The organism is Pseudomonas sp. 58(2021), assembly GCF_017491585.1.
Taxonomy (GTDB): domain Bacteria; phylum Pseudomonadota; class Gammaproteobacteria; order Pseudomonadales; family Pseudomonadaceae; genus Aquipseudomonas; species Aquipseudomonas fluorescens_BT.
In genome coordinates, this window is the sequence record NZ_JAFGYZ010000002.1 from 335,427 (window position 1) to 359,495 (window position 24,069).

25 protein-coding genes are annotated in these 24,069 nt (G+C 62.2%); 12 read left to right on the plus strand and 13 right to left on the minus strand.

Annotated elements, in window-relative coordinates; translation table 11 throughout:
• Positions 1–33: 33 nt before the first annotated feature.
• From J5M72_RS03580 to J5M72_RS03590, 3 genes are all read right to left on the minus strand, one after another.
• Positions 34–990, minus strand: a complete 957-nt coding sequence (locus J5M72_RS03580) for a zinc-binding alcohol dehydrogenase family protein (RefSeq protein ID WP_207864044.1) — start codon at positions 988–990, stop codon at positions 34–36.
• A 29-nt stretch (positions 991–1,019) separates the two neighbouring features.
• Entirely contained in the window at positions 1,020–1,193 is a 174-nt protein-coding gene (locus J5M72_RS03585) for a DUF1427 family protein (protein ID WP_085712525.1), read from the minus strand.
• An 89-nt stretch (positions 1,194–1,282) separates the two neighbouring features.
• The gene (locus J5M72_RS03590) at positions 1,283–2,062 is read right to left on the minus strand and encodes a helix-turn-helix transcriptional regulator (protein WP_207864045.1); all 780 of its coding nucleotides are present in this window, start codon (positions 2,060–2,062) and stop codon (positions 1,283–1,285) included.
• 146 nt (positions 2,063–2,208) lie between these two features.
• Here J5M72_RS03590 and J5M72_RS03595 point away from each other — a divergent pair, with 146 nt between their 5' ends.
• Positions 2,209–2,436 carry a DUF6555 family protein gene (locus tag J5M72_RS03595; protein WP_064597962.1) on the plus strand — a complete coding sequence of 76 codons (228 nt, stop codon included), beginning with the start codon at positions 2,209–2,211 and terminating at the stop codon, positions 2,434–2,436.
• 38 nt (positions 2,437–2,474) lie between these two features.
• On the plus strand, positions 2,475–2,747 hold the full coding sequence (locus J5M72_RS03600; RefSeq protein WP_085745874.1) for a hypothetical protein: 273 nt from the start codon (positions 2,475–2,477) through the stop codon (positions 2,745–2,747).
• A 23-nt stretch (positions 2,748–2,770) separates the two neighbouring features.
• Here J5M72_RS03600 and J5M72_RS03605 read toward each other — a convergent pair whose 3' ends face one another.
• The 3 genes from J5M72_RS03605 to J5M72_RS03615 all read right to left on the minus strand — a co-directional run bounded on the left by J5M72_RS03605 (position 2,771) and on the right by J5M72_RS03615 (position 4,353).
• Positions 2,771–2,938 (minus strand): metallothionein, encoded by a 168-nt coding sequence (locus J5M72_RS03605; RefSeq protein ID WP_085686659.1) that lies wholly within the window; start codon positions 2,936–2,938, stop codon positions 2,771–2,773.
• A gap of 469 nt (positions 2,939–3,407) precedes the next feature.
• Positions 3,408–3,863 carry a DMT family transporter gene (locus J5M72_RS03610; RefSeq protein ID WP_169431082.1) on the minus strand — a complete coding sequence of 152 codons (456 nt, stop codon included), beginning with the start codon at positions 3,861–3,863 and terminating at the stop codon, positions 3,408–3,410.
• 4 nt (positions 3,864–3,867) lie between these two features.
• Complete coding sequence (locus tag J5M72_RS03615) at positions 3,868–4,353, minus strand: DMT family transporter (RefSeq protein ID WP_169431083.1); 486 nt, start codon at positions 4,351–4,353, stop codon at positions 3,868–3,870.
• Between the two features lie 112 nt (positions 4,354–4,465).
• Here J5M72_RS03615 and J5M72_RS03620 point away from each other — a divergent pair, with 112 nt between their 5' ends.
• Positions 4,466–5,401: a LysR family transcriptional regulator gene (locus tag J5M72_RS03620; protein ID WP_207864046.1), complete on the plus strand. Its 936-nt coding sequence runs from the start codon at positions 4,466–4,468 to the stop codon at positions 5,399–5,401.
• Positions 5,402–5,601: 200 nt separating this feature from the next.
• On the opposite strand, the gene J5M72_RS03625 is transcribed toward J5M72_RS03620, so the two are convergent.
• Both J5M72_RS03625 and J5M72_RS03630 read right to left on the minus strand, forming a co-directional pair.
• Entirely contained in the window at positions 5,602–7,284 is a 1,683-nt protein-coding gene (locus J5M72_RS03625) for a methyl-accepting chemotaxis protein (protein ID WP_207864047.1), read from the minus strand.
• A gap of 194 nt (positions 7,285–7,478) precedes the next feature.
• On the minus strand, positions 7,479–8,795 hold the full coding sequence (locus J5M72_RS03630) for a Na+/H+ antiporter NhaC family protein (RefSeq protein WP_169431086.1): 1,317 nt from the start codon (positions 8,793–8,795) through the stop codon (positions 7,479–7,481).
• 314 nt (positions 8,796–9,109) lie between these two features.
• On the opposite strand from J5M72_RS03630, the gene J5M72_RS03635 reads away from it, so the two are divergent.
• A complete protein-coding gene (locus J5M72_RS03635) occupies positions 9,110–11,257 on the plus strand; it encodes a methyl-accepting chemotaxis protein (protein WP_207864048.1) in 2,148 nt (715 codons plus the stop codon).
• Between the two features lie 38 nt (positions 11,258–11,295).
• On the opposite strand, the gene J5M72_RS03640 is transcribed toward J5M72_RS03635, so the two are convergent.
• Genes J5M72_RS03640 through J5M72_RS03655 form a run of 4 tightly spaced genes read right to left on the minus strand, consistent with a single transcriptional unit; the run spans position 11,296 to position 13,897 of the window.
• Positions 11,296–12,609 carry a sensor histidine kinase gene (locus J5M72_RS03640; RefSeq protein WP_207864049.1) on the minus strand — a complete coding sequence of 438 codons (1,314 nt, stop codon included), beginning with the start codon at positions 12,607–12,609 and terminating at the stop codon, positions 11,296–11,298.
• A complete protein-coding gene (locus J5M72_RS03645) occupies positions 12,606–13,274 on the minus strand; it encodes a response regulator transcription factor (RefSeq protein ID WP_169431089.1) in 669 nt (222 codons plus the stop codon). The genes J5M72_RS03640 and J5M72_RS03645 overlap by 4 nt, the downstream gene beginning before the upstream one ends.
• A gap of 3 nt (positions 13,275–13,277) precedes the next feature.
• A complete protein-coding gene (locus J5M72_RS03650) occupies positions 13,278–13,589 on the minus strand; it encodes a PepSY domain-containing protein (RefSeq protein ID WP_169431090.1) in 312 nt (103 codons plus the stop codon).
• On the minus strand, positions 13,589–13,897 hold the full coding sequence (locus J5M72_RS03655; protein ID WP_207864050.1) for a PepSY domain-containing protein: 309 nt from the start codon (positions 13,895–13,897) through the stop codon (positions 13,589–13,591). The genes J5M72_RS03650 and J5M72_RS03655 overlap by 1 nt, the downstream gene beginning before the upstream one ends.
• 145 nt (positions 13,898–14,042) lie before the next feature.
• On the opposite strand from J5M72_RS03655, the gene J5M72_RS03660 reads away from it, so the two are divergent.
• The 6 genes from J5M72_RS03660 to J5M72_RS03685 all read left to right on the plus strand — a co-directional run bounded on the left by J5M72_RS03660 (position 14,043) and on the right by J5M72_RS03685 (position 19,994).
• Entirely contained in the window at positions 14,043–15,122 is a 1,080-nt protein-coding gene (locus J5M72_RS03660) for a patatin-like phospholipase family protein (protein ID WP_169431092.1), read from the plus strand.
• Between the two features lie 86 nt (positions 15,123–15,208).
• Positions 15,209–15,565: a 6-carboxytetrahydropterin synthase QueD gene (queD, locus tag J5M72_RS03665; RefSeq protein WP_007955941.1), complete on the plus strand. Its 357-nt coding sequence runs from the start codon at positions 15,209–15,211 to the stop codon at positions 15,563–15,565.
• Positions 15,566–15,648: 83 nt separating this feature from the next.
• Complete coding sequence (locus J5M72_RS03670; protein ID WP_207864051.1) at positions 15,649–16,461, plus strand: alpha/beta hydrolase; 813 nt, start codon at positions 15,649–15,651, stop codon at positions 16,459–16,461.
• Between the two features lie 242 nt (positions 16,462–16,703).
• A complete protein-coding gene (gene codB / locus J5M72_RS03675) occupies positions 16,704–17,975 on the plus strand; it encodes a cytosine permease (RefSeq protein WP_011335109.1) in 1,272 nt (423 codons plus the stop codon).
• A gap of 13 nt (positions 17,976–17,988) precedes the next feature.
• On the plus strand, positions 17,989–19,224 hold the full coding sequence (gene codA, locus J5M72_RS03680) for a cytosine deaminase (RefSeq protein WP_127798933.1): 1,236 nt from the start codon (positions 17,989–17,991) through the stop codon (positions 19,222–19,224).
• Between the two features lie 113 nt (positions 19,225–19,337).
• Positions 19,338–19,994, plus strand: coding sequence for a carboxymuconolactone decarboxylase family protein (locus J5M72_RS03685; RefSeq protein WP_207864052.1), 657 nt, complete (start codon positions 19,338–19,340; stop codon positions 19,992–19,994).
• Between the two features lie 148 nt (positions 19,995–20,142).
• Here the strand turns inward: J5M72_RS03685 and J5M72_RS03690 are convergent, their stop codons facing one another.
• Positions 20,143–21,135 carry a diaminopimelate epimerase gene (locus tag J5M72_RS03690; RefSeq protein WP_207864053.1) on the minus strand — a complete coding sequence of 331 codons (993 nt, stop codon included), beginning with the start codon at positions 21,133–21,135 and terminating at the stop codon, positions 20,143–20,145.
• A gap of 138 nt (positions 21,136–21,273) precedes the next feature.
• Here J5M72_RS03690 and J5M72_RS03695 point away from each other — a divergent pair, with 138 nt between their 5' ends.
• Entirely contained in the window at positions 21,274–22,425 is a 1,152-nt protein-coding gene (locus tag J5M72_RS03695) for an MFS transporter (RefSeq protein ID WP_169431097.1), read from the plus strand.
• Positions 22,426–22,526: 101 nt separating this feature from the next.
• Entirely contained in the window at positions 22,527–24,050 is a 1,524-nt protein-coding gene (locus J5M72_RS03700; protein ID WP_207864054.1) for a serine protease, read from the plus strand.
• Positions 24,051–24,069: the final 19 nt, after the last annotated feature.

The following is a 24,069-nucleotide window of genomic DNA, read 5'->3' on the forward strand; positions in this document are numbered from 1 at the left end:
ACGGTTTTGGGATGTCATGAAGAACAGAGACCGTCAGGGAATAAGAATAAATTTGTCGCCACTGCCCTGATTCACATCGGCATACCGCGCCAGCCCTTCGGCCAGCGGCGCTTCGACAAGCCCTTGCGGCAGCGGCAGCAGGTCTTCGTCGAAGAACCGGCCGAACTGCTCGAGCATCGCCGCGCAGGCTTCAACGCCGTACAGCAACGAGTTGATGCCGACCACGGAGCCGCCCTTGCGATACAGGGCCAGCGCTGGTAGTTGAACATGCCCGTCCACCGGCGCAGCGATGATCGCGATCCGCCCGAAGGTCGCCAGCGCCGCGACCGAGGCCGGCAGCCAGAAGCCGGTGGTGTCGAAAATCACATCGGCGCCGCCGCGATACACCGCGTTGACCTGCGCGCCCAGATCCTCGGGTTTATCCAGCTGAATTGTCTGATAACCCTGCGCCTGCAAATCCTTGACCTGCTCCGGCCGCCGCGCCGCTGCCAGCAACTGCGCGCCGCGCACTTTGGCCAGCGCCAGTGCCGCCGTCGCCACCGCCCCGCCGCCGATCACCAGCAAACGGGTTTCAGCGCTGACCAGACTGCGTTCCAGCGCATCCCACGCCGTGGTGTAGGGCACCCCGAGGCTCGCGGCCTGGGTGAAACTCAAATGCGAAGGTTTGTGCGCCACGCCGTTGGCCGGCAGTTTGACGAACTGCGCATGGGAGCCATCGGCGAAAAAGCCCAGCTCGCGCCCGGTGCCCCAGACCTCCTGACCGATCAGCGCCTGCGGACCTTCGACCACCACCCCGGCAAAGTCCCGACCGGGAATACGCGGCAGCGTGGTGTACGGAAAACGCCCGAGCACGTTCTTCACGTCGCTGGGATTGAGGCCCGCAGCCTTGATCTGCACCAGCACCTCGCCGGCGCCCGGCACCGGCGTCGGCACCTCGACGAAGCGCAGGGAGGAAAGATCGCCGGTCTTATCGAATTGCAGTGCTTTCATGGATATCTCCACCGAATGAAAAGGGATTCTCAGGACAACCAGCCGCTGACAAGTTGCCGGCCCAACGGCCACAACTGCTCGCCCGCCAGCATGCCCAACAGGCCGACCAGCGCGATGGCCGGTGGTGCCGGGGAACGGAAATCCAGCGCGCCATACAACAGGCCGACGCCCAGCCCGATGCCCAGGGAAATCAGGTAGTTCATGGGATCACTCCGCCACATAAAGAGAATGGGCAAAGTCTAGAGAAAGGCTAAGACCGATACCGGCCAAGGACTTCTGAATTTCGGCCAAATCAGCCTGGAAGCTGACCGGCACTGAACTGCGAAGGCGCCACGCCCAGTTCACGACGGAACATGTCGCTGAAACTGCTCGGCGAATAACCCAGCTCACGGGCTATCGCGCTGACCGGCACGCCCTGAATCAACTCCGCCACCGCCGTCGCCAATTGCACCTGACGCCGCCACTCGGCGAAGCCCATGCCCAGGCCTTCCTTGAACAGACGTGCGAGGGTACGCACACTGGCCCCGGCGTTTTCGGCGTGCTGCTCAAAGGGAATGTCCAGCGACGGCGCCGCCATCACCGCCTGGCACAGACTCATCAGCCGCCGGTCGGCATCGTCCGGCAGCGGAATCTTCAACTGTGAACGCCTTGCGCGTTTCAGTTCCAGCAACGCCAGCCCGACCAGCGCCTCGTAATACTCGGCATCACCGCTGTCGCCCTGCGTTACCAGCCCGACAATCAACTCGCGCAGCAGCCCACCGACCTCGATCACCTGCACCGTCTCATCCAGCGTCGCCGCCAGCGCCGGGCGCAGGTAGATATTGCGCATCTGCAAATCCGACACCACGCGAATCCCGTGGGGTACGCCCGGCGGCAACCACACCGCCCGCTGCGGCGGCACCACCAACGCCTCGTGCGGCGTCTCGACCCACATCACCCCGCTCATCGCATACAGCAACTGCCCCCAGACGTGCTCATGGGGCTCGATGAACAACCCACGCGGATACGTACGCGCCAGCGGCTGCACCGGCACATCGGTATCACTCAGATCGGGGGGCGCAGCGAGGGCCATGGCGAACATTCATCGGGATTGACGAGAGCGCCATGGTAACCAGTGCGCCCCCTCGCTCGCCATTGATAGATACCGTCGGACAATCCGAGTGAATTTTCCCGCAGCCCAGCGATCCTTCTATTACCACAGGGAGGAAGATGGGCTTTATGAACAACGCAAAACTGTACGTCATCGATTACACCCTTCACGGCACGCCAAAGTCGTTCATTATCCGCTCGGACAAAATGGACAACACCGAGGCGTGGCACTGGGCAAGCTGCGACGCAGGGGTGGGTCGCATCCCGCGTTTCGGCCGGGAGAAAGTGCAAAAGACCAGCAAGCCGATGGCGGAAAAATTCGGCGTGGAAAACGTCACCTGGCGACCGGCAAGCTAAGCTTTGGCGCAGGTGGGGACTATTTCGGGGGAACACACATGACAACCATCAACAGCCCGGCGCACCTGGACTACGGCCTGGACACCCTCTTCGGCCGCATCACCAAAAGCGTCGACTGCCCGGTTGGCCTGGAACCGGTCGAAAACGATCCCTACCGCTTCGCCCTGCGCGTCCCGGCCCCCTTGCCGGAAGACCTTGAAAAGGCCAAGACCATCGTCGTCAACGTCGAAGGCCGCCGCCTGCAAGGCAACGTCCGCCACACCGAACGCCTGGACGACGACAGCCTGAAACTGGAAGTGGAGCCTGACTAGGCTCCACTTTTTCATGCAGTGCGTTATTTCGGGTGCGCGCAATGGCAACCCTTGCCAGAGCACTCCTCACCGCCCTTGTGGTGATGAGCGCAGGCCTCACAGCAATAGTGCTTGCCGTGCGCCACATAGGAATGCTCACCTTCCTTGATCTTGCAGCTACATCCCGGGCAATCGCATTTTCTATCGGCCATGGAACAGACTCCTTTGGTGGTGGTTGTCTGAGGCTGAAGGAACAAGCCGTGCTACCAGTGTAGAAGGTGAAAACAACCCAACAACCAAACCACTCAACTCTCACCTCTCACCCCACCACTCACCACAATGAGCGTTAGCTCGAGTAAAGCTTTTGATCTCAAGGCCCATCGGCAGGCTGAGTGGAGGGATTGATCCGGGGGTGGGAGCGCAGCGACCGTGCGGCGCAGCCGCATGCATCGAGAGGAGGTGCAGCGAAGCAAACCGCAGGCGATGCCCCCGGATCAATCCCGGAGCGAAGGAACCCGAGCCACAGCGAGGGCCGTACGTCAGGGCCCAAGACCTTTGGTTACTTTGGGGCGTTTGCCAAAGTGACTCGCTGTAAGAGCGAAACCGCCAGCCGCAACCCCCGAAGAAACGGATATACACGCAAAACGAACAAGAGCCTGGTCGGCCCAAAGGCCGCCAAGTTCAAACAGCCTGACGCACGCTACTGCGATACATGAAAACCAGCGCCAGCCCCAAACAAACCATCGCCCAAACCCGACTCGAAGACAACTCAATAGCGGGATTCCCCAACCACCCAAAATTATCAATCAACATCCCCATCCCCAACTGCCCGACAATCACCGCCACCGTCGCCACAGCAGTCCCCACCCGAGGCACCGCCCCCACCATCACCATCATGTAAACCACACCAAACAAAGCGCCACTGAGCTGCCACTTCGGCACCTCAAGCAGACTCACCGCCTGAGCAGGCTCAAAAAACAAAATCAACAACCCCGTAGAAACCGCCCCCACCACGAACGTCAACAAACTACTGCGCAACACCCCAACGGTTTCACCCAGACGCCCATTGATCGCCGCCTGCACACTCAACACCGCACCGGCCAACACCACCACCGCCAACAAAATAACCAGACTCATCGCATCAACCCCGCGCAATCAAAACCAGTGCCGCCACAATCAACCCCAACGCCAGCCAGCGTTCGCCGTTGACCTTCTTGCGCGTAGCCCCGAACCAGCCGAAATGGTCGATCAGCACACTCTTGCCAACCTGCCCCGACAGAATCGCAATCATCGTCATGGCAATCCCGATATGCGGTGTGGCCAGGGTCAGCACCACCACATACATCGGCCCCAGAAATCCGCCGATCAACTGCCAGCGCGGCAGATCGGTCAGTGCCGGGCCCTTCTGTGGTCCCGCAAACAGCAACAGCAAAAACAGAATCGCCGAACCGACCCCGAAGATGCTCAAGGTCGCCCACAAGTGACCGACCTGCTCACCCAACGGCCCAAGCAACCCGGCCTCCACCGACAAGCCCATGCCGGCCAGAATCACCAGCGGCAGCAACAACAGGCGCAACCCCGGCTTGCTCACCGGCGCCGCCACACTGACCTCATCCAACGTCTGCATAACCCAAACCCGTACAAGTAAACGATGGCGCGGATTATCGGCTGGTGCAGCTGTGCGATAAATGGGAGCATCCGGACAACACTTTTGCGCAACTCGCACAGCAGGACACACAATGCACGGGCTTAACGAACTGGGATTCAAGGCACTCAGGCTGTTTGTGGCGGTGCTCGATCACGGCAGTTTTTCCGAAGTCGCCCGCCGCGAGGGCGTGGCGCCCTCCTCGATTTCCCGGCAGATCCAGTTGATGGAGCAGGCGCTGAACCAGCAATTGCTCTACCGCCACACCCGTGCGGTCACGCCGACCGAGGCCGGGCGCATGCTCGGCCACCACGCGCGGCTGGTGCTGGTGCAACTGGAGGAAGCCGAGCAGGCGCTGCAGGAACAGCAAAGCGAACCGACCGGACTGGTGCGGATCAACGCCCCGGTGGTGTTCGGCCAGCGCCATCTGACGCCATGGCTGGGCCGCTTGTGCGAGCGCTATCCGAAGCTGCAACTGGACATCCAGCAAACCGACCACTACATCGACCCGCTGCAGGAAGGCGCCGACCTGCTGTTTCGCATCGGCCCGTTGCACGACTCGAGCATGCAGGCGCGGATCCTCGCGCCACATCGCTTTCAGGTCGCAGCCAGCCCGGCGTATCTCCAGCGTTTCGGTACGCCACAGCAGCCCGCTGACCTCGCCCACCACCAGTGCCTGGCCTACAAGGGTGCGGCCGGCCAGCAGCGCTGGTTCTTCCGGCAGGATCAGGGCGAATGGACACCCTATTCGGTCAAAGGTCCAATCACTGGCAACCACGCCGACACCCTCACCCAGGCCGCCGAACAAGGCCTGGGGCTGGTGATGTTTCCGTCATGGCTGATTGGTGAAGCCGTGCGCGAAGGCACGCTGGTGCCGGTGCTGGGGGAGTATCAGGTGTCGAACAGTGTGGAGCCGCAGCAGATTGCGGTGCTGTGGCCGGGGAGCCGGCGGTTGTCGGTGAAGGTGCGGACGGTGATTGATTTCTTTGTTGAGTGTTTTGGGGAGGTTCCTTATTGGGATCGTCCCTGAAGATCAAAAGCCCCCTCACCCTAGCCCTCTCCCGGAGGGAGAGGGAACCGAACGGGGGAAATTCGAGAGATACGCCGACATGAGCGATCGGCTGTGAATCCATAATCGACACGATTTTTCAGGTCGATGTATGACGCAAGACACTGCGGTCAGTCCCCTCTCCCTCCGGGAGAGGGTTAGGGTGAGGGGGCCTTTGGGGGTCAGATCCGGAACTGCCCAACCAACTTCCCAAGCCGCTGCCCCAACTCCGCGAGACTGCGCGAAGTCTGCGCCCCCAACTGTGTCTCATCCGCCACGTTATCCACCGCCACCGCAATCTGATGCACGCTGCGGTTGATCTCTTCGGCCACCGCCGTCTGCTCTTCGGCAGCACTGGCAATCTGCGCGTTCATCGAGTTGATGGTCGCAATCAGATCCGCCATCGCATCCAGCGACTCCCCCGCCTGGTTGGCCTGCGCCGATGTACCGTCACCCGCTTCGCTGGAACGGCGCATCGCTTCCACCGCCGACTGCGTCCCCGCCTGCAAGCGATCAATCATCCCCTGAATTTCCTGAGTGCTGATCTGCGTGCGCGACGCCAGCGCCCGCACCTCGTCCGCCACCACCGCAAACCCGCGCCCGGCCTCGCCGGCCCGGGCCGCTTCAATTGCGGCGTTGAGCGCCAGCAGGTTGGTCTGCTCGGCAATCGAGCGGATCACCCCGAGCACGCCAACAATCGACGACACATCCTGCTGCAGGCTATCGAGGGACACGCCACTGCTGCGGATGTCGTCCACCAGCGCATGAATCTGCTTGATGCTGCCGGCCACCACACGCTTGGCGGTCTGGCCTTCTTCGTCGGTCTGCTGTGCGGCGACGGCGGCGTTCTGTGCGCTCTTGGCGACTTCCTGGGCGGCAGCGGACATCTCGTTGATCGCCGTGGCGACCTGATCGGTCTCATGGCGCTGACGCTCCATGGCCTGATCGGAACGGTGAGCCTGATCCGAGACCTGCGTCACCAGCCCGGTCAGTTGTGTGGTCATCTCGGTAATTTGCCGCACCAGGCCGTGGATCTTGTCGACGAAACGGTTGAACGAGCCGGCCAGTTCGCCGAGTTCGTCCTGGCTGGTGATGCTCAGGCGCCGGGTCAGGTCGCCCTCGCCGGCCGCGATGTCATCGAGGTTGGCTTTCATCAGGGTCAGGGGGCGCAGAATGGTGTTGGCCAGCAGCAGCCCCGCTGCCGCGATCACCAGCAGCACCACCACCGCCACACCAACGATGCTCAGCACCACGCCTTGCATGCGTTCCTGAACCTGGGCCTGCACCAGCGCCACTTGCGCCTCGATGCCGTCGAGGTTGACCGACGTACCAACCGCCATGTCCCACTTCGCCAGGTATTCGGTGTAGCCGAGTTTCGGCACCAACACTTGCGCATTGCCTGGCAGCGGCGAGCTGTATTGCAGGTAATGAGTGCCGTCCTTCGCCACTTTCACCAGGTCGCGGTTGACGTAGACGCCGTTCGGGTCGCGGTTGTCCTTGAAGCTTTTGCCCACGCCTTCGGGATCGGTGGACTTGAACAGGCGCACGGTCTCGGAGTCGTAGCCGAAGAAGTAGCCGTCCTTGCCGTACTTGATGCCCGACAGCAGTTTGATGACTTGCGCCCGTGCGTCGGTGTCACCGGGGGCGGCGGCGTCGTAGAGCGGTTTGATGGTGGTCATGGCCACGGCGACATAGCTGGCCAGCGTGGCCTTGGCGTCACCGAGCAGGCGTTCGCGGGTCTGTTCGACTTCCTTGTGCGCCTGCTCCTGAAGGATGAACAGCGTGGTCAGGCTGATGACCAGCGCAAAGAGCAAGACCGGAAGGACGGCAAGGGACAGGACTTTAGCCTTGAGACTCAGGCGCATGGGGGCTCACTCTTTTGGTTTTATTGGCGTGGTTAAAGGCGTTAACGGCACGCGAAAGCAAAAGTTGAGCTGCGGATTAACCCGCACCTTGTGGGAGCCAGCCTGCTGGCGATAGCGATGTATCAGCCGCCCAATGTGCTGACTGATCCGGCGTCATCGCCAGCAGGCTGGCTCCCACAGGGGGATTTGTAGTGTTACAGGACCATCGCGGCCACCCAGCCAAACGCCAGCAACGGCAGGTTGTAGTGCAGGAAGGTCGGGACCACGGTGTCCCAGATATGATGGTGCTGACCGTCGATGTTCAGGCCGGAGGTCGGGCCCAGGGTCGAGTCAGACGCGGGCGAACCGGCATCGCCCAACGCGCCGGCCGTCCCGACGATGCAGACAATGGCAATCGGACTGAAGCCCAGTTGCACGCACAGCGGCACGAAAATCGCCGCCAGGATCGGCACCGTGGAAAACGACGAGCCGATGCCCATGGTCACCAGAAGACCGACCAGCAGCATCAGCAAGGCACCGATGCCCTTGCTGTGATTGATCCACGACGCCGAGGACTCGACCAGCGTCTGCACCTCGCCGGTGGCCTTCATCACTTCGGCGAAACCGGAGGCGGCGATCATGATGAAACCGATCATCGCCATCATCTTCATGCCCTCGGTGAACAGGTCATCCGTCTCGCGCCATTTGACGATGCCCGACGCCGAGAAGATCAGGAAACCGGCCAGCGCCCCGATAATCATCGAGTCCAGCAGCAACTGAATAATGAAGGCTGCGGCAATGGCGACACCGGCGATCACCAGGCTTCGCGGGTTGTACTGCACCGCCACCTGCTCGACCTGCTCGATTTTCCCCAGGTCATAGACGCGCTTCTTGCGATAACTGATAAAAGCAATGCCCAGCCCCACCAGCATGCCCAGCGCCGGAATGCCCATGGCATGGGTGACGTTGATGCCGCTGATGTCAACGCCACTGCGGGCAACGTTGGCCAGCAGGATCTCGTTGAGGAAAATATTGCCGAAGCCCACTGGCAGGAACATGTACGGCGTGATCAGGCCGAAGGTCATGACGCAGGCGATCAGCCGACGATCCAGTTGCAGCTTGGTCAGCACATATAAAAGCGGCGGCACCAGCAATGGAATGAACGCAATGTGAATCGGCAGGATGTTCTGCGAAGCAATCGCCACCACCCACAGCAGACCGATCAGCAGCCATTTGACGCTGCCGCCACCGGTCGCATGCTGACGGTCGACCATCGCCAGGGCCTTGTCGGCCAGCGCATGGGCCAGACCGGACTTGGCAATCGCCACGGCGAAAGCGCCGAGCAACGCGTAGGACAACGCCACCGTCGCCCCGCCACCCAGGCCACTGTTGAAAGCCTTGAGCGTGGCGTCGATGCCCAGACCACCGGTCAGGCCACCGACCAGCGCACCGACGATCAACGCGATCACCACATGCACCCGGGACAGGCTGAGGATCAGCATGACGCCGACCGCAGCAATCACTGCATTCATTTCACTACCTCGAAAACACGACGGTAAAGCCATTCACCGCCAGACAGAATGAGTCCGGCCGGCAAGCCACGAGGGTCGCCAGCGGATTTGCATAGAGGGTCTTATTAGAAGGGCGCGCACTGTGCCGCAGCGCGGGCGCAGTGTCAAAGCGACTGGTCGTAACACTGTGTAACTTTCCATGATCAAACCGCTGAACAGGGCATATCCGCCACAACATGCGTCAATTCGCCATATTGCATTTGCGCCATAAAGAAAGCCGAAACGCGGCCGTTACAGTGCAAAGTCTCAGATATTTATCGAATAAGGACGTTTCCATGTCGCTCAGACAACTTTCCATCCAATGGAAAATCACCCTGCTCGCCGGGCTCTGCCTGGCCGGTATCGTGACCCTGTTGGTGGGTCTTTCGCTGTATCGCATGGAGCACAGTTCCGAACTGGTGAAAGCTTCGAGCATGGAAATGCTCACCGAATCGGCCCAGGCTCGCATCGAATCCCAGGGTGAAGTTCAGGCAGCGGGCATTCGCCAGCAGTTCATGGACGCCTATCAATATGGCCACGGCTTCTCGCGTCAGGTGCTGTTCCTGCGCGAACAGGCCGAGAAGCGCTTCCTTGATGCCTTCGACTTGCGCGAAGACATGACCCGTCAGGTGAAATCCGCGTTGCAGGCCAACCCGGAACTGCTCGGCCTGTCGCTGGTGTTCGAAGCCAACGCACTGGACGGCAAGGACGAACTATTCGCCGGGCAAAATGAATTAGGCAGCAACGACAAGGGCCGCTTCGCCCTGTACTGGTCGCAGCCGACGCCGGGCAAAGTCACCTCGATGGCCCTGCCGGAAAGCGACATGGCCGACACCAGCACCGGGCCCAGCGGCCAGGCTGCCAACGCCTGGTTTACCTGCCCGCGCACCACGCTCAAGCCGTGCGTGATCGAACCCTACTTCTATGTGATCGACGGGCAAAAGGTGCTGATGACCAGCATCGTGTTCCCGCTGATGGTCAACGGCAAAGTCATCGCCTCGCTGTCGGTGGACATCAACCTCAACAGCCTGCAAGCGATCAGCCAGAGCGCCAGCAAAAAGCTCTACGACGGCCAGACCGCCGTGAGCATCGTCAGCCCCGCCGGCCTGCTCGCCGGTTACAGCCCGGACGCTGGCAAACTCAGTCAGCGCCTCGACGCGGTGGACACCGCCAGCGGCGCCGAGCTGCTGCGTCTGCTCGCTTCGAGCCACACCGTCAGCAGCCTGCACAGCAACGCGCAACTGAAAGTGCTGTCGCCGTTCCAGCCGATTCCCGGCGGCCCGTCGTGGGGCGTGCTGCTCGATGTGCCGGAGAAAGTGCTGGTGAGTCGCGCCGAAGCACTCAAGCAACAACTGGATGCCAGCAACACCTCGGGCACCCTGATCGAACTGAGCCTGGGCGTGCTCGCCGCGCTGGTCGGCCTGCTGCTGGTGTGGCTGATGGCGCGCAGCGTGACCAGACCGATCCTCGGTGTGGCCCACATGCTGGAAGACATCGCCAGCGGCGAAGGCGACCTGACCCGTCGTCTGGCCTACGACAAGAAGGACGAGCTCGGCCAACTGGCCGGCTGGTTCAACCGTTTCCTCGACAAGTTGCAACCGATCATCGCCGAGGTGAAACGCTCGGTGCAGGATGCGCGCAACACCGCCGACCAGTCCTCGGCCATCGCCACCCAGACCAGCGCCGGCATGGAACAGCAATACCGTCAGGTCGATCAGGTGGCCACCGCGTCCCACGAAATGAGCGCCACCGCCCAGGACGTGGCCCGCAGCGCCGCACAAGCCGCCGAAGCCGCCAAGGATGCCGACCGCGCCACCCGCCAGGGCCTGACCGTGATCGACCGCACCACCACCAGCATCGACCACCTCGCCGCCGACATGAGTGCAGCGATGGTGCAAGTCGAAGGCCTGGCCGCCAACAGCGAGAAAATCGGCGCAGTGCTGGAAACCATCCGCGCCATCGCCGAGCAGACCAACCTGCTGGCTCTGAACGCCGCCATCGAAGCCGCCCGCGCCGGTGAGGCCGGTCGTGGCTTTGCGGTGGTCGCCGACGAGGTCCGCAACCTCGCCCGCCGCACTCAGGAATCGGTGGAAGAAACCCGCCAGGTGATCGAGCAGCTGCAAAGCGGCACCCAGGACGTGGTCGGTTCGATGGGCAACAGCCATCGCCAGGCCCAGGGCAGCGTCGAACAGGTCGGTCAGGCCGTGACCGCGCTGCGCCAGATCGGCGATGCGGTAACGGTGATCAGCGACATGAACCTGCAGATTGCCAGCGCCGCCGAGGAACAGAGCGCAGTGGCCGAAGAGATCAACAACAACGTGGCGACGATTCGTGATGTAACGGAGTCGCTGTCGGGGCAGGCGAATGAATCGGCGCGGGTGAGTCAGTCGCTCAATAGCCTGGCGAATCAGCAGCAGAGTTTGATGGATCAGTTCCGGGTCTAACGCTCAAGCCCGCTCACCACAGCCTTGTGGGGGCGGGCTCATCGCCGAGGCAACTGAATCTCCACCTTCAACCCACCCCACTCGCTTTCGCCCAACACCAGCACCCCGCCCCACGTCTCGACAATATCCCGCACAATCCCCAGCCCCAAGCCATGCCCGTCGGTCTGTTCATCCAGCCGCGTGCCCCGGCTGAACACCTGAGCCCGCTGCGCCTCGGGAATCCCCGGCCCGTCGTCTTCCACGCTCAATGCGAAACCTTCGGCGGTTTCGACCACGCTCAGTCGCACCTCGGCATCCGCCCATTTGCAGGCGTTGTCCAGCAGGTTGCCGAGCAGTTCCAGCAGGTCTTCACGATCCCACGGCAATTGCAGTCCCGATGGCGCAACGTAGCTCAGCGCCAGATGTTCGCCGTGGATCATGTTCAACGTCGCCAACAACCCCGGCAGTTCCGTATCGCAATCGAACAGCGCCCCCGGCAGCGCATCGCCGGAAAGCCGCGCACGGTTGAGCTCGCGATTCAGCCGTTGCTGAACCTGCTCCAGTTGTTCCTTGAGGATCTTGCGCAACTCGGGATGGGCATCGAGCTTTTCGTTCGACGCCAGACTCAGCAGCACCGCCAGCGGGGTTTTCAGCGCATGCCCCAGATTGCCCAAGGCATTGCGCGAGCGCTTGAGGCTGTCTTCGGTGTGGGCCAGCAGATGATTGATCTGCGCCACCAGCGGCTCCAGCTCCGCCGGCACCTGCTCATCAAGCTGCGAGCGCTGGCCCTGCTGCAATTGGGCGATCTGTTCGCGAGCCTTTTCCAGTGGACGCAAGGCGCGATGCACGGTCAGTCGTTGCAGGATCAGGATCAGCAGCAACCCGGCCAAACCAAGGCCCAGACCGATCTGGCGCATGCGCTGGAAGCTCTCGCGCACCGGGGTGTAATCCTGGGCCACGCTGATGGAGATCGACTGGCCGAGCCGTCGGTAATCCGAGCGCAGCACCAGCAGTTGCTGCCCGTCCGGCCCCAGTTGCAGGTTGCTGTGCAGGCCCGGCTGCGGCAGCAGCGGCAGGTCCTGATCCCACAGCGAACGCGAACGCCAGTGACTGTCGGCAAAGTCGATACGGAAATAATGGCCGGAAAATGGCCGTTGGTAGGCCGGCGACAGGTGTCGCTCATCCAGTTGCAGGCCTTGCGGGCCACGCACCAGCGCCACCAGCAGGCTCTCACTGTCATTGCGCAGGCCGGCTTCGAGGTAGCGCTGCAAACCCACTTCGAACAACCACAGGCTGGTTTGCGCCAGTATCACGCCGACAACCACCATCACGCTGATCAGGCCAAGACTCAAGCGGCGCTGGATCGATCTCACGAAGCCTGCCCGCCGAACAGATAACCCTGGCCGCGCCGGGTTTCGATCACGCTTTTGCCAAGCTTGCGCCGCAGGTGGTTGACGTGGACTTCAAGCACGTTGGAATCGCGTTCGGTCTCGCCGTCGTAGAGGTGTTCGGCGAGGTGGCTTTTGGAAAGGATCTGCTCCGGGTGCAGCATGAAATAGCGCAGCAGGCGGAACTCGGCGGCGGTCAGTTGAATATCGGCGCCGTCACGCACGACACACTGTCGGCCCTCGTCCAGGTGCAGCCCTGCCGCCTTGAGCGTCGGCTGGTTGGCCTGCCCCTTGGAGCGGCGCAGCAGCGACTGGATGCGCAAGTGCAGTTCTTCCGGGTGAAAGGGTTTGGTCAGGTAATCATCGGCGCCGGCCTTCAGGCCTTCGATGCGCTCGGCCCAGGAATCCCGGGCCGTAAGGATCAGCACCGGCGTTGCCAGCCCGCTGGCGCGCCATTGCGCCAGCACTTCAAGGCCGGGCACGCCCGGCAGACCGAGGTCGAGAACGATCAGGTCGTACGGCTCGCTACGACCTTGATAGACCGCGTCGCGCCCGTCCGCCAGCCAGTCCACGGCATAACCCTGGCGTTGCAGGCCGGCGATCAGTTCATCGGCCAGAGGGACGTGGTCTTCCACCAGAAGCAAACGCATCGATCAATCTTCCTTGTCTTTCAGTAAACGGCCGGTGGCGGCTTCGAGATGGAGTTCGCGGGCCACCCCGTCGACGGTCAGCAACTCGACTTCGTAAATGTAGACGTCGTGCTTTTCTTCCAGCTCGACTTCCAGCAGTTTCGCGCCGGGGTAGCGATCCAGCGCGTTATGCAGCACTTGCTCCAGCGGCAGAATCACCCCCTGCTGGCGCAGGCGCAGGGCTTCGTCCTGATCGAGATCACGAGCCCCGGCCACTGAGCAGAAAATCAAAAGCGCCAACGCGGTTCGACCGGTGGCGCGAGCATTCACCTTCATTACGTATCCTGATGATCCTTGAGCACTTGCCCGCTGACCGCGTCCAGTTCCACATCCCACTCCACCCCCTGCGGGTCCCGCAGATCGACCTGGTAAAGGTACTTGCCGTACTTCTCTTTCAGTTCGGCGTCGGTAATGGTGGAGCCCGGATGCCGGGCCAGCGCCGAGGCATTGAGCTGCTCGAAGGGCACGATAGTACCAGCGTCGTGCAAACGTTGGGCTTCATCCGGGCCAAGATCCCGAGCGTGAGCCAGGCTTGCGCCCAGACCGATGAACGAGGCGAGGCTCAGAGCAGTCAGGGTTTTCATGGGGTCTCCGTGTTTTCAGTGCCGCTACGGACAGCACCATAACGGTGCGAACTTAACTGAAACTGAATGGCCATCACTGGGCCAGCTTCAGCAGGGCCGGCAACATGTGCTTATAATCTTTCGCTTGCTAACGATCGAGACCGGTATGACAGCCATCCACATCAAGTTCCCTTCCCTGACCCTCAAGGCCGGCCCACGGGCGATGGCACGCATTCGCGCCCAAGGTCTGAATGCTGCCGACGTCGGCACGCTGCCCGGTGCGGCTGGCGGGCCGAAGGCGCTGGGGATTCAGGGGCTGGATCTGGCGTTGTTCGGCGAGTGGCTACCGGCGGCTCCCCGTGAACGTTCGCTGATCGGTGCGTCGGTGGGCTCCTGGCGCTTCGCCAGCGCCTGTCTGCCGGACGCCGCTGAAGGCATTCGCCGCCTCGGTCATCTGTACACCGAGCAGAACTTCAACAAAGGCGTGACCATCAGCGACGTCAGCCGCAGTTCGCAGCGCATGCTCGATGACCTGCTCGAGGGGCGCGATGCGGTACTGCTCGACAACGCCCATTACCGCTTGAACATCATGGTGGTCAAAAGCCACGGCGGGCTGGCCGACGACCATCGTGCCCGGCTCGGATTGGCACTGGGTTCGGTGATCGCCGACAACCTGCGGGGTCGCGCACGGCTTTCGCGGCACTTCGAAAGGCTGATCATCCACGACCCGCGCCTGGCGCCGCCGGTGCATGCGCTGAACGATTTCCCGTCGCGCTTCGTCGCCCTCAATGCCGGCAATCTGCGTCAGGCGCTGCTGGCTTCCGGCTCGATCCCGATGGTCATGGAAGGCGTGCGCGACCTGCCGGGCGCCGGCGCCGGCACATTCCGCGACGGCGGCCTGCTGGACTATCACCTCGACCTGCCCTACAGCGGCGACGGCATCGTGCTCTATCCGCACTTCACCGACCGGGTGATCCCGGGCTGGTTCGACAAGACCCTGCCGTGGCGCAAAGCCTCGACCGAACGTTTGCAGGACGTGCTGTTGCTCGCGCCGTCGAAGGAATACCTGGCGCGCCTGCCCTACGGCAAACTCCCCGACCGCAACGACTTCAAGCGCTTCATGGGCGATGCACCGAGCCGGCAGAAATACTGGCGGGCGGCAATGGATGAGAGCCGCCGATTGGGCGACGAGTTTCTCGAACTGACTGCCAATGGTCGCCTCGCCGAGCGCTTGCTGACCCTTTAGTCAGCACAGCCCCGGACAAGCTGGTAAACTCGCCGCCTGCCCGAATTCGCTGCGGCGAACGCCATCTGAACAGAGCTGAAATCACTGTGGAAATCTTCAAGGAATTTACGTTCGAATCCGCCCACCGCCTGCCCCACGTACCGGACGGCCACAAGTGCGGACGCCTGCACGGTCACTCGTTCAAAGTGGCGATTCATCTGAGCGGCGACCTCGATCCGCACACGGGCTGGATCCGTGATTTCTCCGAGATCAAGGCGATTTTCAAGCCACTGTACGAGCGTCTGGACCACAACTACCTGAACGACATTCCGGGCCTCGAAAACCCGACCAGCGAAGTGCTGGCCAAATTCATCTGGAATGAATTGAAACCCCTGCTGCCGGAACTCAGTGCGATCCGCATCCACGAGACCTGCACCAGCGGTTGCATCTATCGCGGCGAGTGAATCCCGCGACAAAAAAGCCACCGAGACCGGTGGTTTTTTTACGCCTATGCTTTTTGGCTCGAACCCGCCAAGAGGACAGGCCCATGACGGACTGGCTGCTGGATCAGGTCTTTGAATTCAACGGGCGACAGATTCGCCACGGAGTGCGCGGCGACGGCCCGCCGCTGGTGTTCGTGCACGGCACGCCCTTCTCTTCCTACGTGTGGCACCGCATCGCGCCGCACTTTTTCGCCACGCATCGGGTGCATTACTTCGACCTGCTGGGCTACGGACGATCCGAGCAACCGGACGCCGATGTCTCCCTCGGCGTGCAAAACGAATTGCTCGCGCAACTGTTGGATCACTGGGGCCTGCAACGCCCGGACGTGGCTGCCCACGACTTCGGCGGCGCCACCGCCCTGCGTGCGCATCTGCTCAATGGCAAGGACTACCGCAGCCTGACCCTGATCGATCCGGTGGCGCTGACGCCATGGGGTTCGCCGTTCGTGCAGCACGTGCGCCAGCATGAGGCGGCGTTCAGCGGCCTGCCGGATTACATCCAGCGCGCCATCGTGCCAGCCTACATTCGCGGGGCGATTCATCGCGACATTCCGGATGTTGAACTGGCGCCCTATGTGCAGCCGTGGCTCGGCGAACCGGGGCAAGCGGCGTTCTACCGGCAGATCGCGCAGATGGACCAGCGCTACACGCTGGAAGCGCAGCCGCTGTACCCGACGATCCGCTGCCCGGTGCAGATTCTCTGGGGTGAAGACGATCAGTGGATTCCCATCGAACGCGGACGCGAGTTGCACAAGATGATTCCGGGATCGCAGTTTCATCCGGTCCCGAATGCCGGGCACCTGGTGCAGGAAGATGCGCCTGAAGCCATTGTTGCTGCACTGCTGCGGTTCCTGTGAGCCGAAACATAACTCGTGGGAGCCAGCCTGCTGGCGATAGGGCCGGCACATTCAACGCTTGCGCTGTTTGACACACCGGCTTCGCCAGCAGGCTGGCTCCCACATTGTGCTTTGGTGGATGCAGGCGCACCGCTTTCGCGCCAAATCCGCCACCTCGTCTATACATAACCCCGTCAATCCGTGACTGGCACGACCACTGCAACCTCTTCGCGTCCTCCCCCTTTCCAGCAAGGAACGCCCCCATGACGCAAAACGATCCCGGCAACGATTACCCCCTCAGCGAAGTCCCGATGCACGCGCGCAAAGGCCTGGCCTCCACGGCGATGGTGCTGCTGGGGTTTACCTTTTTCACCGCGACCATGTTCGCCGGCGGCAAGCTCGGTGTGGCGTTCAACTTCGGTGAGATGCTCGCCGTCATCGTCATCGGCAACCTGCTGCTCGGCGTGTACGCCGCCGGTCTCGGTTACATCGCTTTCAAGAGCGGGCTGAATTCGGTGCTGATGGGGCGCTTCTGTTTTGGCGAAGTCGGCAGCAAGCTCAGCGACCTGATCCTCGGGTTCACCCAGATCGGCTGGTACGCCTGGGGCACCGCGACGGCGGCGGTGGTGCTCGGCAAGTATTTCGACTTGAACGAAGCCACGGTGCTGGGGCTGATGGTGCTGTTCGGCCTGGTGTTCTGCGCCACGGCGTATGTCGGTTATCGCGGGCTGGAGATTCTGTCGTACATCGCGGTGCCGGCGATGATGTTGCTGCTGATGCTGTCGATGTGGGTCGCCACCGTGAAAGTCGGCGGCCTCGACGGATTGCTCAGCGTCGTGCCAACGGGTTCGCTGGACTGGTCGACCGCCATCACGCTGGTGTTCGGCACCTTCGTCAGCGGCGCGACCCAGGCCACCAACTGGACGCGTTTTTCGCGTTCGGCGCGGGTCGCGGTGCTGGCCAGCCTGATCGGTTTCTTCATCGGCAACGGCCTGATGGTGCTGATCGGCGCCTATGGCGCGATTGTCTACCAACAGCCCGACGTGGTCGAAGTATTGCTGTTGCAGGGCTTCGCCATGGCGGCGATGGCGATGCTGTTGCTGAACATCTGGAGCACCCAGGACAACACCATCTACAACTTCGCCGTCGCCGGTTGCAACCTGCTGCGCACCGGGCGCCGCAAGACCGTGACCCTGGCCGGTGCCGTGATCGGCACGGCGCTCGCACTGTTGGGCATGTACGACATGCTGGTGCCTTATCTGATCCTGCTCGGCACGGTGATCCCACCGATTGGCGGGGTGATCATGGCGGACTTTTTCTTCCGCTGGCGCGGGCGCTATCCGCGTCTGGCCGACGCACGGTTACCGGCGTTCAACTGGCCGGGGCTCGCGGCTTACGCGGCCGGAACCGTCGCGGCGTTCGGCTCGCCGTGGGTCGCGCCGCTGGTCGGCATCGCCGTTGCCGCGTTAACGTATATCGCAGTGACCGGCCTGCTCGGCGCCCGCAACGCGGCCGCCCCTCTACAAGATCTATAAAAGGATTCGCCCGATGCACATCATCAACGCCCGACTGCGCAACCAGGAAGGTCTGCACGAATTGCACCTCGAAGACGGCCTGATCCGCAGCATCGCGCGCCAGACCGAAGCGCCGACCCTGGGGCCCGACGACCTCGACGCCGGCGGCAATCTGGTGGTGCCGCCCTTTGTCGAGCCGCACATTCACCTCGACGCCACCCTGACCGCCGGCGAGCCGCGCTGGAACATGAGCGGCACGCTGTTCGAGGGCATCGAATGCTGGGGCGAGCGCAAGGTCACCATCACCCAGGAAGACACCAAGACCCGGGCCAAGAAAACCATTCAGACGTTGGCCGCCCACGGCATCCAGCACGTGCGCACCCACGTCGATGTCACCGATCCGCAACTCACCGCGCTCAAGGCCATGCTCGAAGTGCGCGAAGAAAGCCGACACCTGATCGACCTGCAAATCGTCGCGTTCCCCCAGGAAGGCATCGAGTCGTTCCGCAACGGTCGCGAGTTGATGGAAGAAGCGATCCGCATGGGCGCCGATGTAGTCGGCGGGATCCCGCATTTCGAATACACCCGCGATCAGGGCGTCAGCTCGGTGAAGTTCCTGATGGACCTGGCCGAACGCACCGGTTGCCTGGTGGACGTGCACTGCGACGAAACCGACGACCCGCATTCGCGCTTCCTCGAGGTGCTGGCCGAAGAGGCCCGCAGCCGCGACATGGGCGCCCTCGTGACCGCTAGCCACACCACCGCGATGGGCTCCTACGACAACGCCTACTGCGCCAAACTGTTCCGCCTGCTCGGGCATTCGGGGATCAGTTTTGTCTCCTGCCCGACCGAAAGCATTCACCTGCAAGGGCGCTTCGACAACTTCCCGAAACGCCGTGGCGTGACTCGCGTGAACGAGTTGCTCGAAGCCGGCATGAACGTCTGCTTCGGCCAGGACTCAATCGTCGATCCGTGGTATCCGCTGGGCAACGGCAACATCCTGCGGGTGCTCGAAGCCGGCCTGCACATCTGCCACATGCTCGGTTACCGCAACCTGCAGAGCGCGCTGGATCTGGTCACCGACAACAGCGCCAAGGCCATGCACCTCGGTGAACGCTACGGCCTGGAACAGGGCCGCCCGGCGAACCTGCTGATCCTGTCGGCGGACAGCGATTACGAAGTGATTCGCAGCCAGGGCCTGCCGCTATATTCAATCCGCAACGGCAAGGTGTTGATGAAGCGGCAGATGCCGGTGGTGGAGTTCGTCTAAGGTGTAGAAGTCGGCGTCGCAACGGCGCCGACTTCTTCCGATGGAAGCCTGTCATGCCGTAGTTCGCGCGCTGTTGCTCCGCTGCCATCCTCATTGATCCGTGAGGACGCGACATGAATCAAAAGACCACTTCCGATCCCATCGCCACGCTTTACCAGGAAGGCCGCCATACGTTTGTCGAACTCGTACCCGATGGCGAGGCCAGGCTCGATACCTTGTTCCATACCGTTCCCGCACTGCGCGAACTTGCCGTTGGCGTGGTGTACGGACATTTACACTCGCGCCCCGGCCTTGATCCGCGATTGCGCGAAGCGGTGTCATTTGCCGCCATTATCGCCTCGGGCATGGTCGGGCCTCCGCTGAGCGTGCACCTCAAAACCGGCCTGGCATCGGGCCTCGCACCGGGTGAACTGACTGAAATACTGCTGCAGGCTTCGGCCTTCGCCGGTTTCCCGCGGGCCGTCAGTGCGGCAGAGCAACTCAATCATCTGTTTGCAGACGCGGGCCTTGAATCACCACCACCCCCCACCCCGAGAGACGTCACTTCAAGATTTTGCGCAGACGTTCGCGCGGGCCATTCACCGATTCCACTGAGTGCCGCCGTGAAACGCCAGTTACGCCAGGCGGACCGTTTGGCGCTGCAAGCCTGCGCAGCGCAGGCTGTGATCGTCGAGTGTTTTCAAAGCCCCGAGACGCAGCCGAAAGCCCTGCTGTATGTGACGGTGGTCGATGACGCTGTTGTCGCCGTGAAATTGTTCAAGGCCCAATGAACGATTCCATGGTTATGGATCGGGGCGGCTTTATCGCAAAACGATAGAGCCGACCTGTCAGATCTGACAGGCGACAAGCGCTGTGATCCGGCTCACAGTAAGCCCCAAGGGATCCATCGTTCCCGGGGGGACGATCATGAAAGGGACTTCACCTCTTTGTCCGCTGCGCGGTACCGAACAGACGCACGCACGCCAACTCGCCATCGCACTCCTCCAGTAAAATCGGCGCCGTACCGCCCGGCATCACCACCTGAACTTCTCCCGCCGACACCCAACCCACTCGCCATGCCGCGCTGGCCACCGCACTGGCGCTGGTGCCGGAAGACGCCGTCGGCCCCTCGCCCCGTTCGAACACCCGCGCCACAATGCGTTGATCGCCGGCGCGCGTCGCCCATTGCAGGTTGACCCCGGCACGGCACGGCTGACCGGCGCCGGTGGGCATGGCGTAGGCGATGGCGGTCAGACAGTCCGTCAGCGGCGATTCAAGCATCTGTGCGTTGCTCGGCAATGCGGCTTCATCCTGCACCAGCGTCACGCAATGCGGATTGCCGATACGCACGAACTGGCTGTGGGCCCAGGCGGGATCGAGTTGTGCCAACGGCCGAACACGGCTGAGCTCCACACCGTTGAACGGCACCGGTTCAACCTCGAGCGCATCGACGGCCGCCGGGCCGAAACCGGGCTGGCCGAGGTCCAGCCAGAAGCCCTGCACGCTTGCCAGCTGCGCCGGTTTCACCGAGGTCGACACTGGCGATTGTGCATCCTGTTTGTCGTGATGCACCCGCAGCGTCGCGCCCTCCTGCGGCATCAGCCCTTGTTCAAAGAGTGCCCGGGAAAAAATCGTCAGGCCGTTGCCGCTGCGCTCGGCCAGCGTGCCGTCGGTGTTGACGATCAGCAGGTCAAAGGGTGGCGAGGCCTGAAACGGGCCGATCAGCAAACCATCGCTGCGATGGGACTTGCTGCCGACGGGACGTTGACCGTCGGGCCAATCGCAACACTGCGCGATGGCTGCGGTACTCCACGTCTGGCGCGACAACGCGCACTGCGCGGCGCTGGTCGGCAAATCGATTCCCGCGTCGCGTAGCACTCGCGGCGAAACGACTCCGTAGATATTGCCCCGTGCGTCGTAGAACTGCGTCATGAACCCGCCCTTGTTTTTCCTGTCGACAGAAGCGTCACTGTAAATCGCAACGCCATGCAGAGGCGAGCAGGCTCGCTCCAGCGAAAGGGCTGTGCAAGGATGCCCGCTGCGGAAACGTTTTTTTTGCCAAGGATCGTTATGACCAGCCTCACCCCTCAAGACACGTTCGTTCCCGGACGCCTCGAACAGATGTCCACGCGCATCGCCTTCTTCATCGCCGGGCTCGGCATCGCTGCGTGGGCGCCACTGGTGCCCTACGCCAAGGCACGGGCCGGGCTCGATGAAGGCACGCTGGGGTTGTTGCTGCTGTGCCTGGGCGTCGGCTCGATTCTGGCGATGCCGCTGGCGGGGATTCTGGCCACGCGATTTGGCTGCCGGCGCGTGGCCACCGGCGGGACGCTGCTGATTTGTGCGGCATTGCCGTTGTTGGCGACGGTGTCGTCGATACCCGCGTTGATCGCCACACTGTTCATGTTCGGTGCCGGACTGGGCACGGTGGATTCGACAGTGAATCTGCAAGCGGTGATCGTCGAGCGGGCCAGCGGCAAGAACATGATGTCGGGGTTTCACGGTCTGTTCAGCCTCGGCGGGATCGTCGGCGCAGCGGGCGTGAGCGCTCTGCTCGGTCTCGGCTTGTCGCCATTGGCGGCGATGCTGGTGGTGGTCGTGGTGCTGATCGCGGCGCTGTTCAAAGCTGTGCCGCACATGCTGCCTTACGGCAGTGAAAGCTCGGGGCCGGCGTTTGCCGTGCCTCACGGCGTCGTGCTGTTCATCGGCGGGATGTGCTTTATCGTGTTCCTCACCGAAGGCGCGGCGCTGGACTGGAGTGCGGTATTTCTTGCTCAGGAACGCGGGATCGATACGGCGTATGCAGGCCTGGGCTACGCAGCATTCGCACTGACGATGACGGCGGGTCGCTTGACCGGTGACCGGATCGTCCGCGCCTTGGGCGCGACCCGGATCATTCTGTTTGGCGGCCTGCTGGCAGCGGCAGGACTGTTTCTGGCAACGTTCGCGCCGGGCTGGGAAGCCGCGCTGGTCGGCTATGCGCTGGTCGGGGCCGGCTGCTCGAACATCGTGCCGGTGCTGTACACCGCAGTGGGCAAGCAGACGGTGATGCCGGAAAGTATCGCGGTGCCGGCGATCACCACGCTGGGTTATGCGGGGATTCTCGCGGGGCCGGCGGTGATCGGGTTTGTCGCCCATGCCAGCAGCCTGAGTTTCGCCTTCGGATTGATGGCGACGCTGCTGGTGGCGGTGGCGATTGGCGGCAAAGCGCTGAAGGTGTGAATCAAAGAACGACCAGCGGCGCAGTTGACTGTCAGATCTGACAGTAGACGCCAACCGTCTGAGGCTCCAGCATCAGAGAAATCTTCTCGGGTGCTGAAGCCATGAAGTGTTCCAGCCTGCAAAAGTCCATCGCCTTGACGCTTCTCATCAGTACGAGCGGTTGCGTTACGCCTGACCGAACGGCCGCTCAGGATTGGGGAGAAGGCGCAGCAAACCTCTCTCCAGCGCAACCTCTGAACAATGCAGCCGGGCGTTACGATCACTGGCAAGCCATCGCTCGTGTTCAGGTTAAAGACGGGGCTGACTGCTCGGGCAGCCTGATTGACACCCGAAGCGCAAACGATGACCGCAGCGGCCCGGCCTATGTCCTGACTTCGGGACATTGCGCCAAAGGTGACGCTGACCGGTACATCGAAAACGCCCCGGCTTCCGGCGTCGTGACTTTCAATTATTTCCAGGACACTCAGCACCGGCAGAAGCCCTACCCGATTACAGAAATCGCGTGGAGCACCATGCGCGGCATCGACATTGCGATTCTCAAACTCGACCGCTCCCTGGGCCAATTGATGAGCGATGGCATCACACCGCTCAAGCTTGCAACTCAGCCCCTTGCCGTCGACAGCGATGTGCTGGTGGTGGGCGCGCCCATGGATGGCCATGTGCAACGCGCCGCCTGCCTCCAGGAACATAGTGCGGATGTTTTCGAAGCGGGCTGGGCATGGCTCGGGCAGCTCAGCAATCGTTGTCGGGATGTACGCCCCGGCATCTCAGGTTCACCGGTCTTGAATCGGTACAGCAATGAAATCGTGGCGATCGTCGGTACCACGACGCAAGGCAGCGGGCTCTCACGTTGCACTCGCAACGCCCCCTGCGAAGTCAGAAACGGTGACTCGATAAAACTACCTGAGACCAACTACGCGACAAGCGCAGTGCAATTGGAGCAGTGCTTTGCAGCTACCCGTTTCGCCCCGAAAAATTCTGCGTGCCAGCTGGGTCGCGCGACCAATTTCGAGCATGCATTTGGTGACGTCTACACAAGGTTGATCCGTGACGCAAATGGCGAGCTCATTCCGGTGCAATGGACGCAATCGTTTACCAGCGATCAACCGTTCTATCGCGTGAAACTCGTACGAACACTGGCTGACTGTGCGCTCGACGTCGGTTATGGTCCGGTTCAGCCAAGCCATGGAGACGGATCAGACAGTTCAAGTCAGGAATTACGTGAAGGGCCGGGCCTGTATTTCATGTGCGTGGTGGGGCAGCCACACAGTGCAGGCCCTGCGCAGAGGTGGGACGGCCGCAATGCAAGGATCTATTACCGCTGGGCTCTGGCAGAACCCGTCAAGACGCCGCCTACCTATCGTGTACTTGAAAGTACAAAGGATGAGTTCACCGTAAAACCGATCGGGATAACGCCGGATCTGGACGTCAGTCACTACCAATACAAAAGTGGTGAACCAGGAGCGGTCGACTGCCAGGACAGTGACGGTTACACGTTAGTCAGGCCACCGCTTCTGGACTTTCAGGTTTCGGTGGAGGACGGCCCGAAGAAAGTCTGCCTCAAGACCACAGACATGGCAGGCAATCCCTCACCAATTACTGATTTTGCATTGCCCGATCAGTGATGCTCGGCAACTGGCCCGT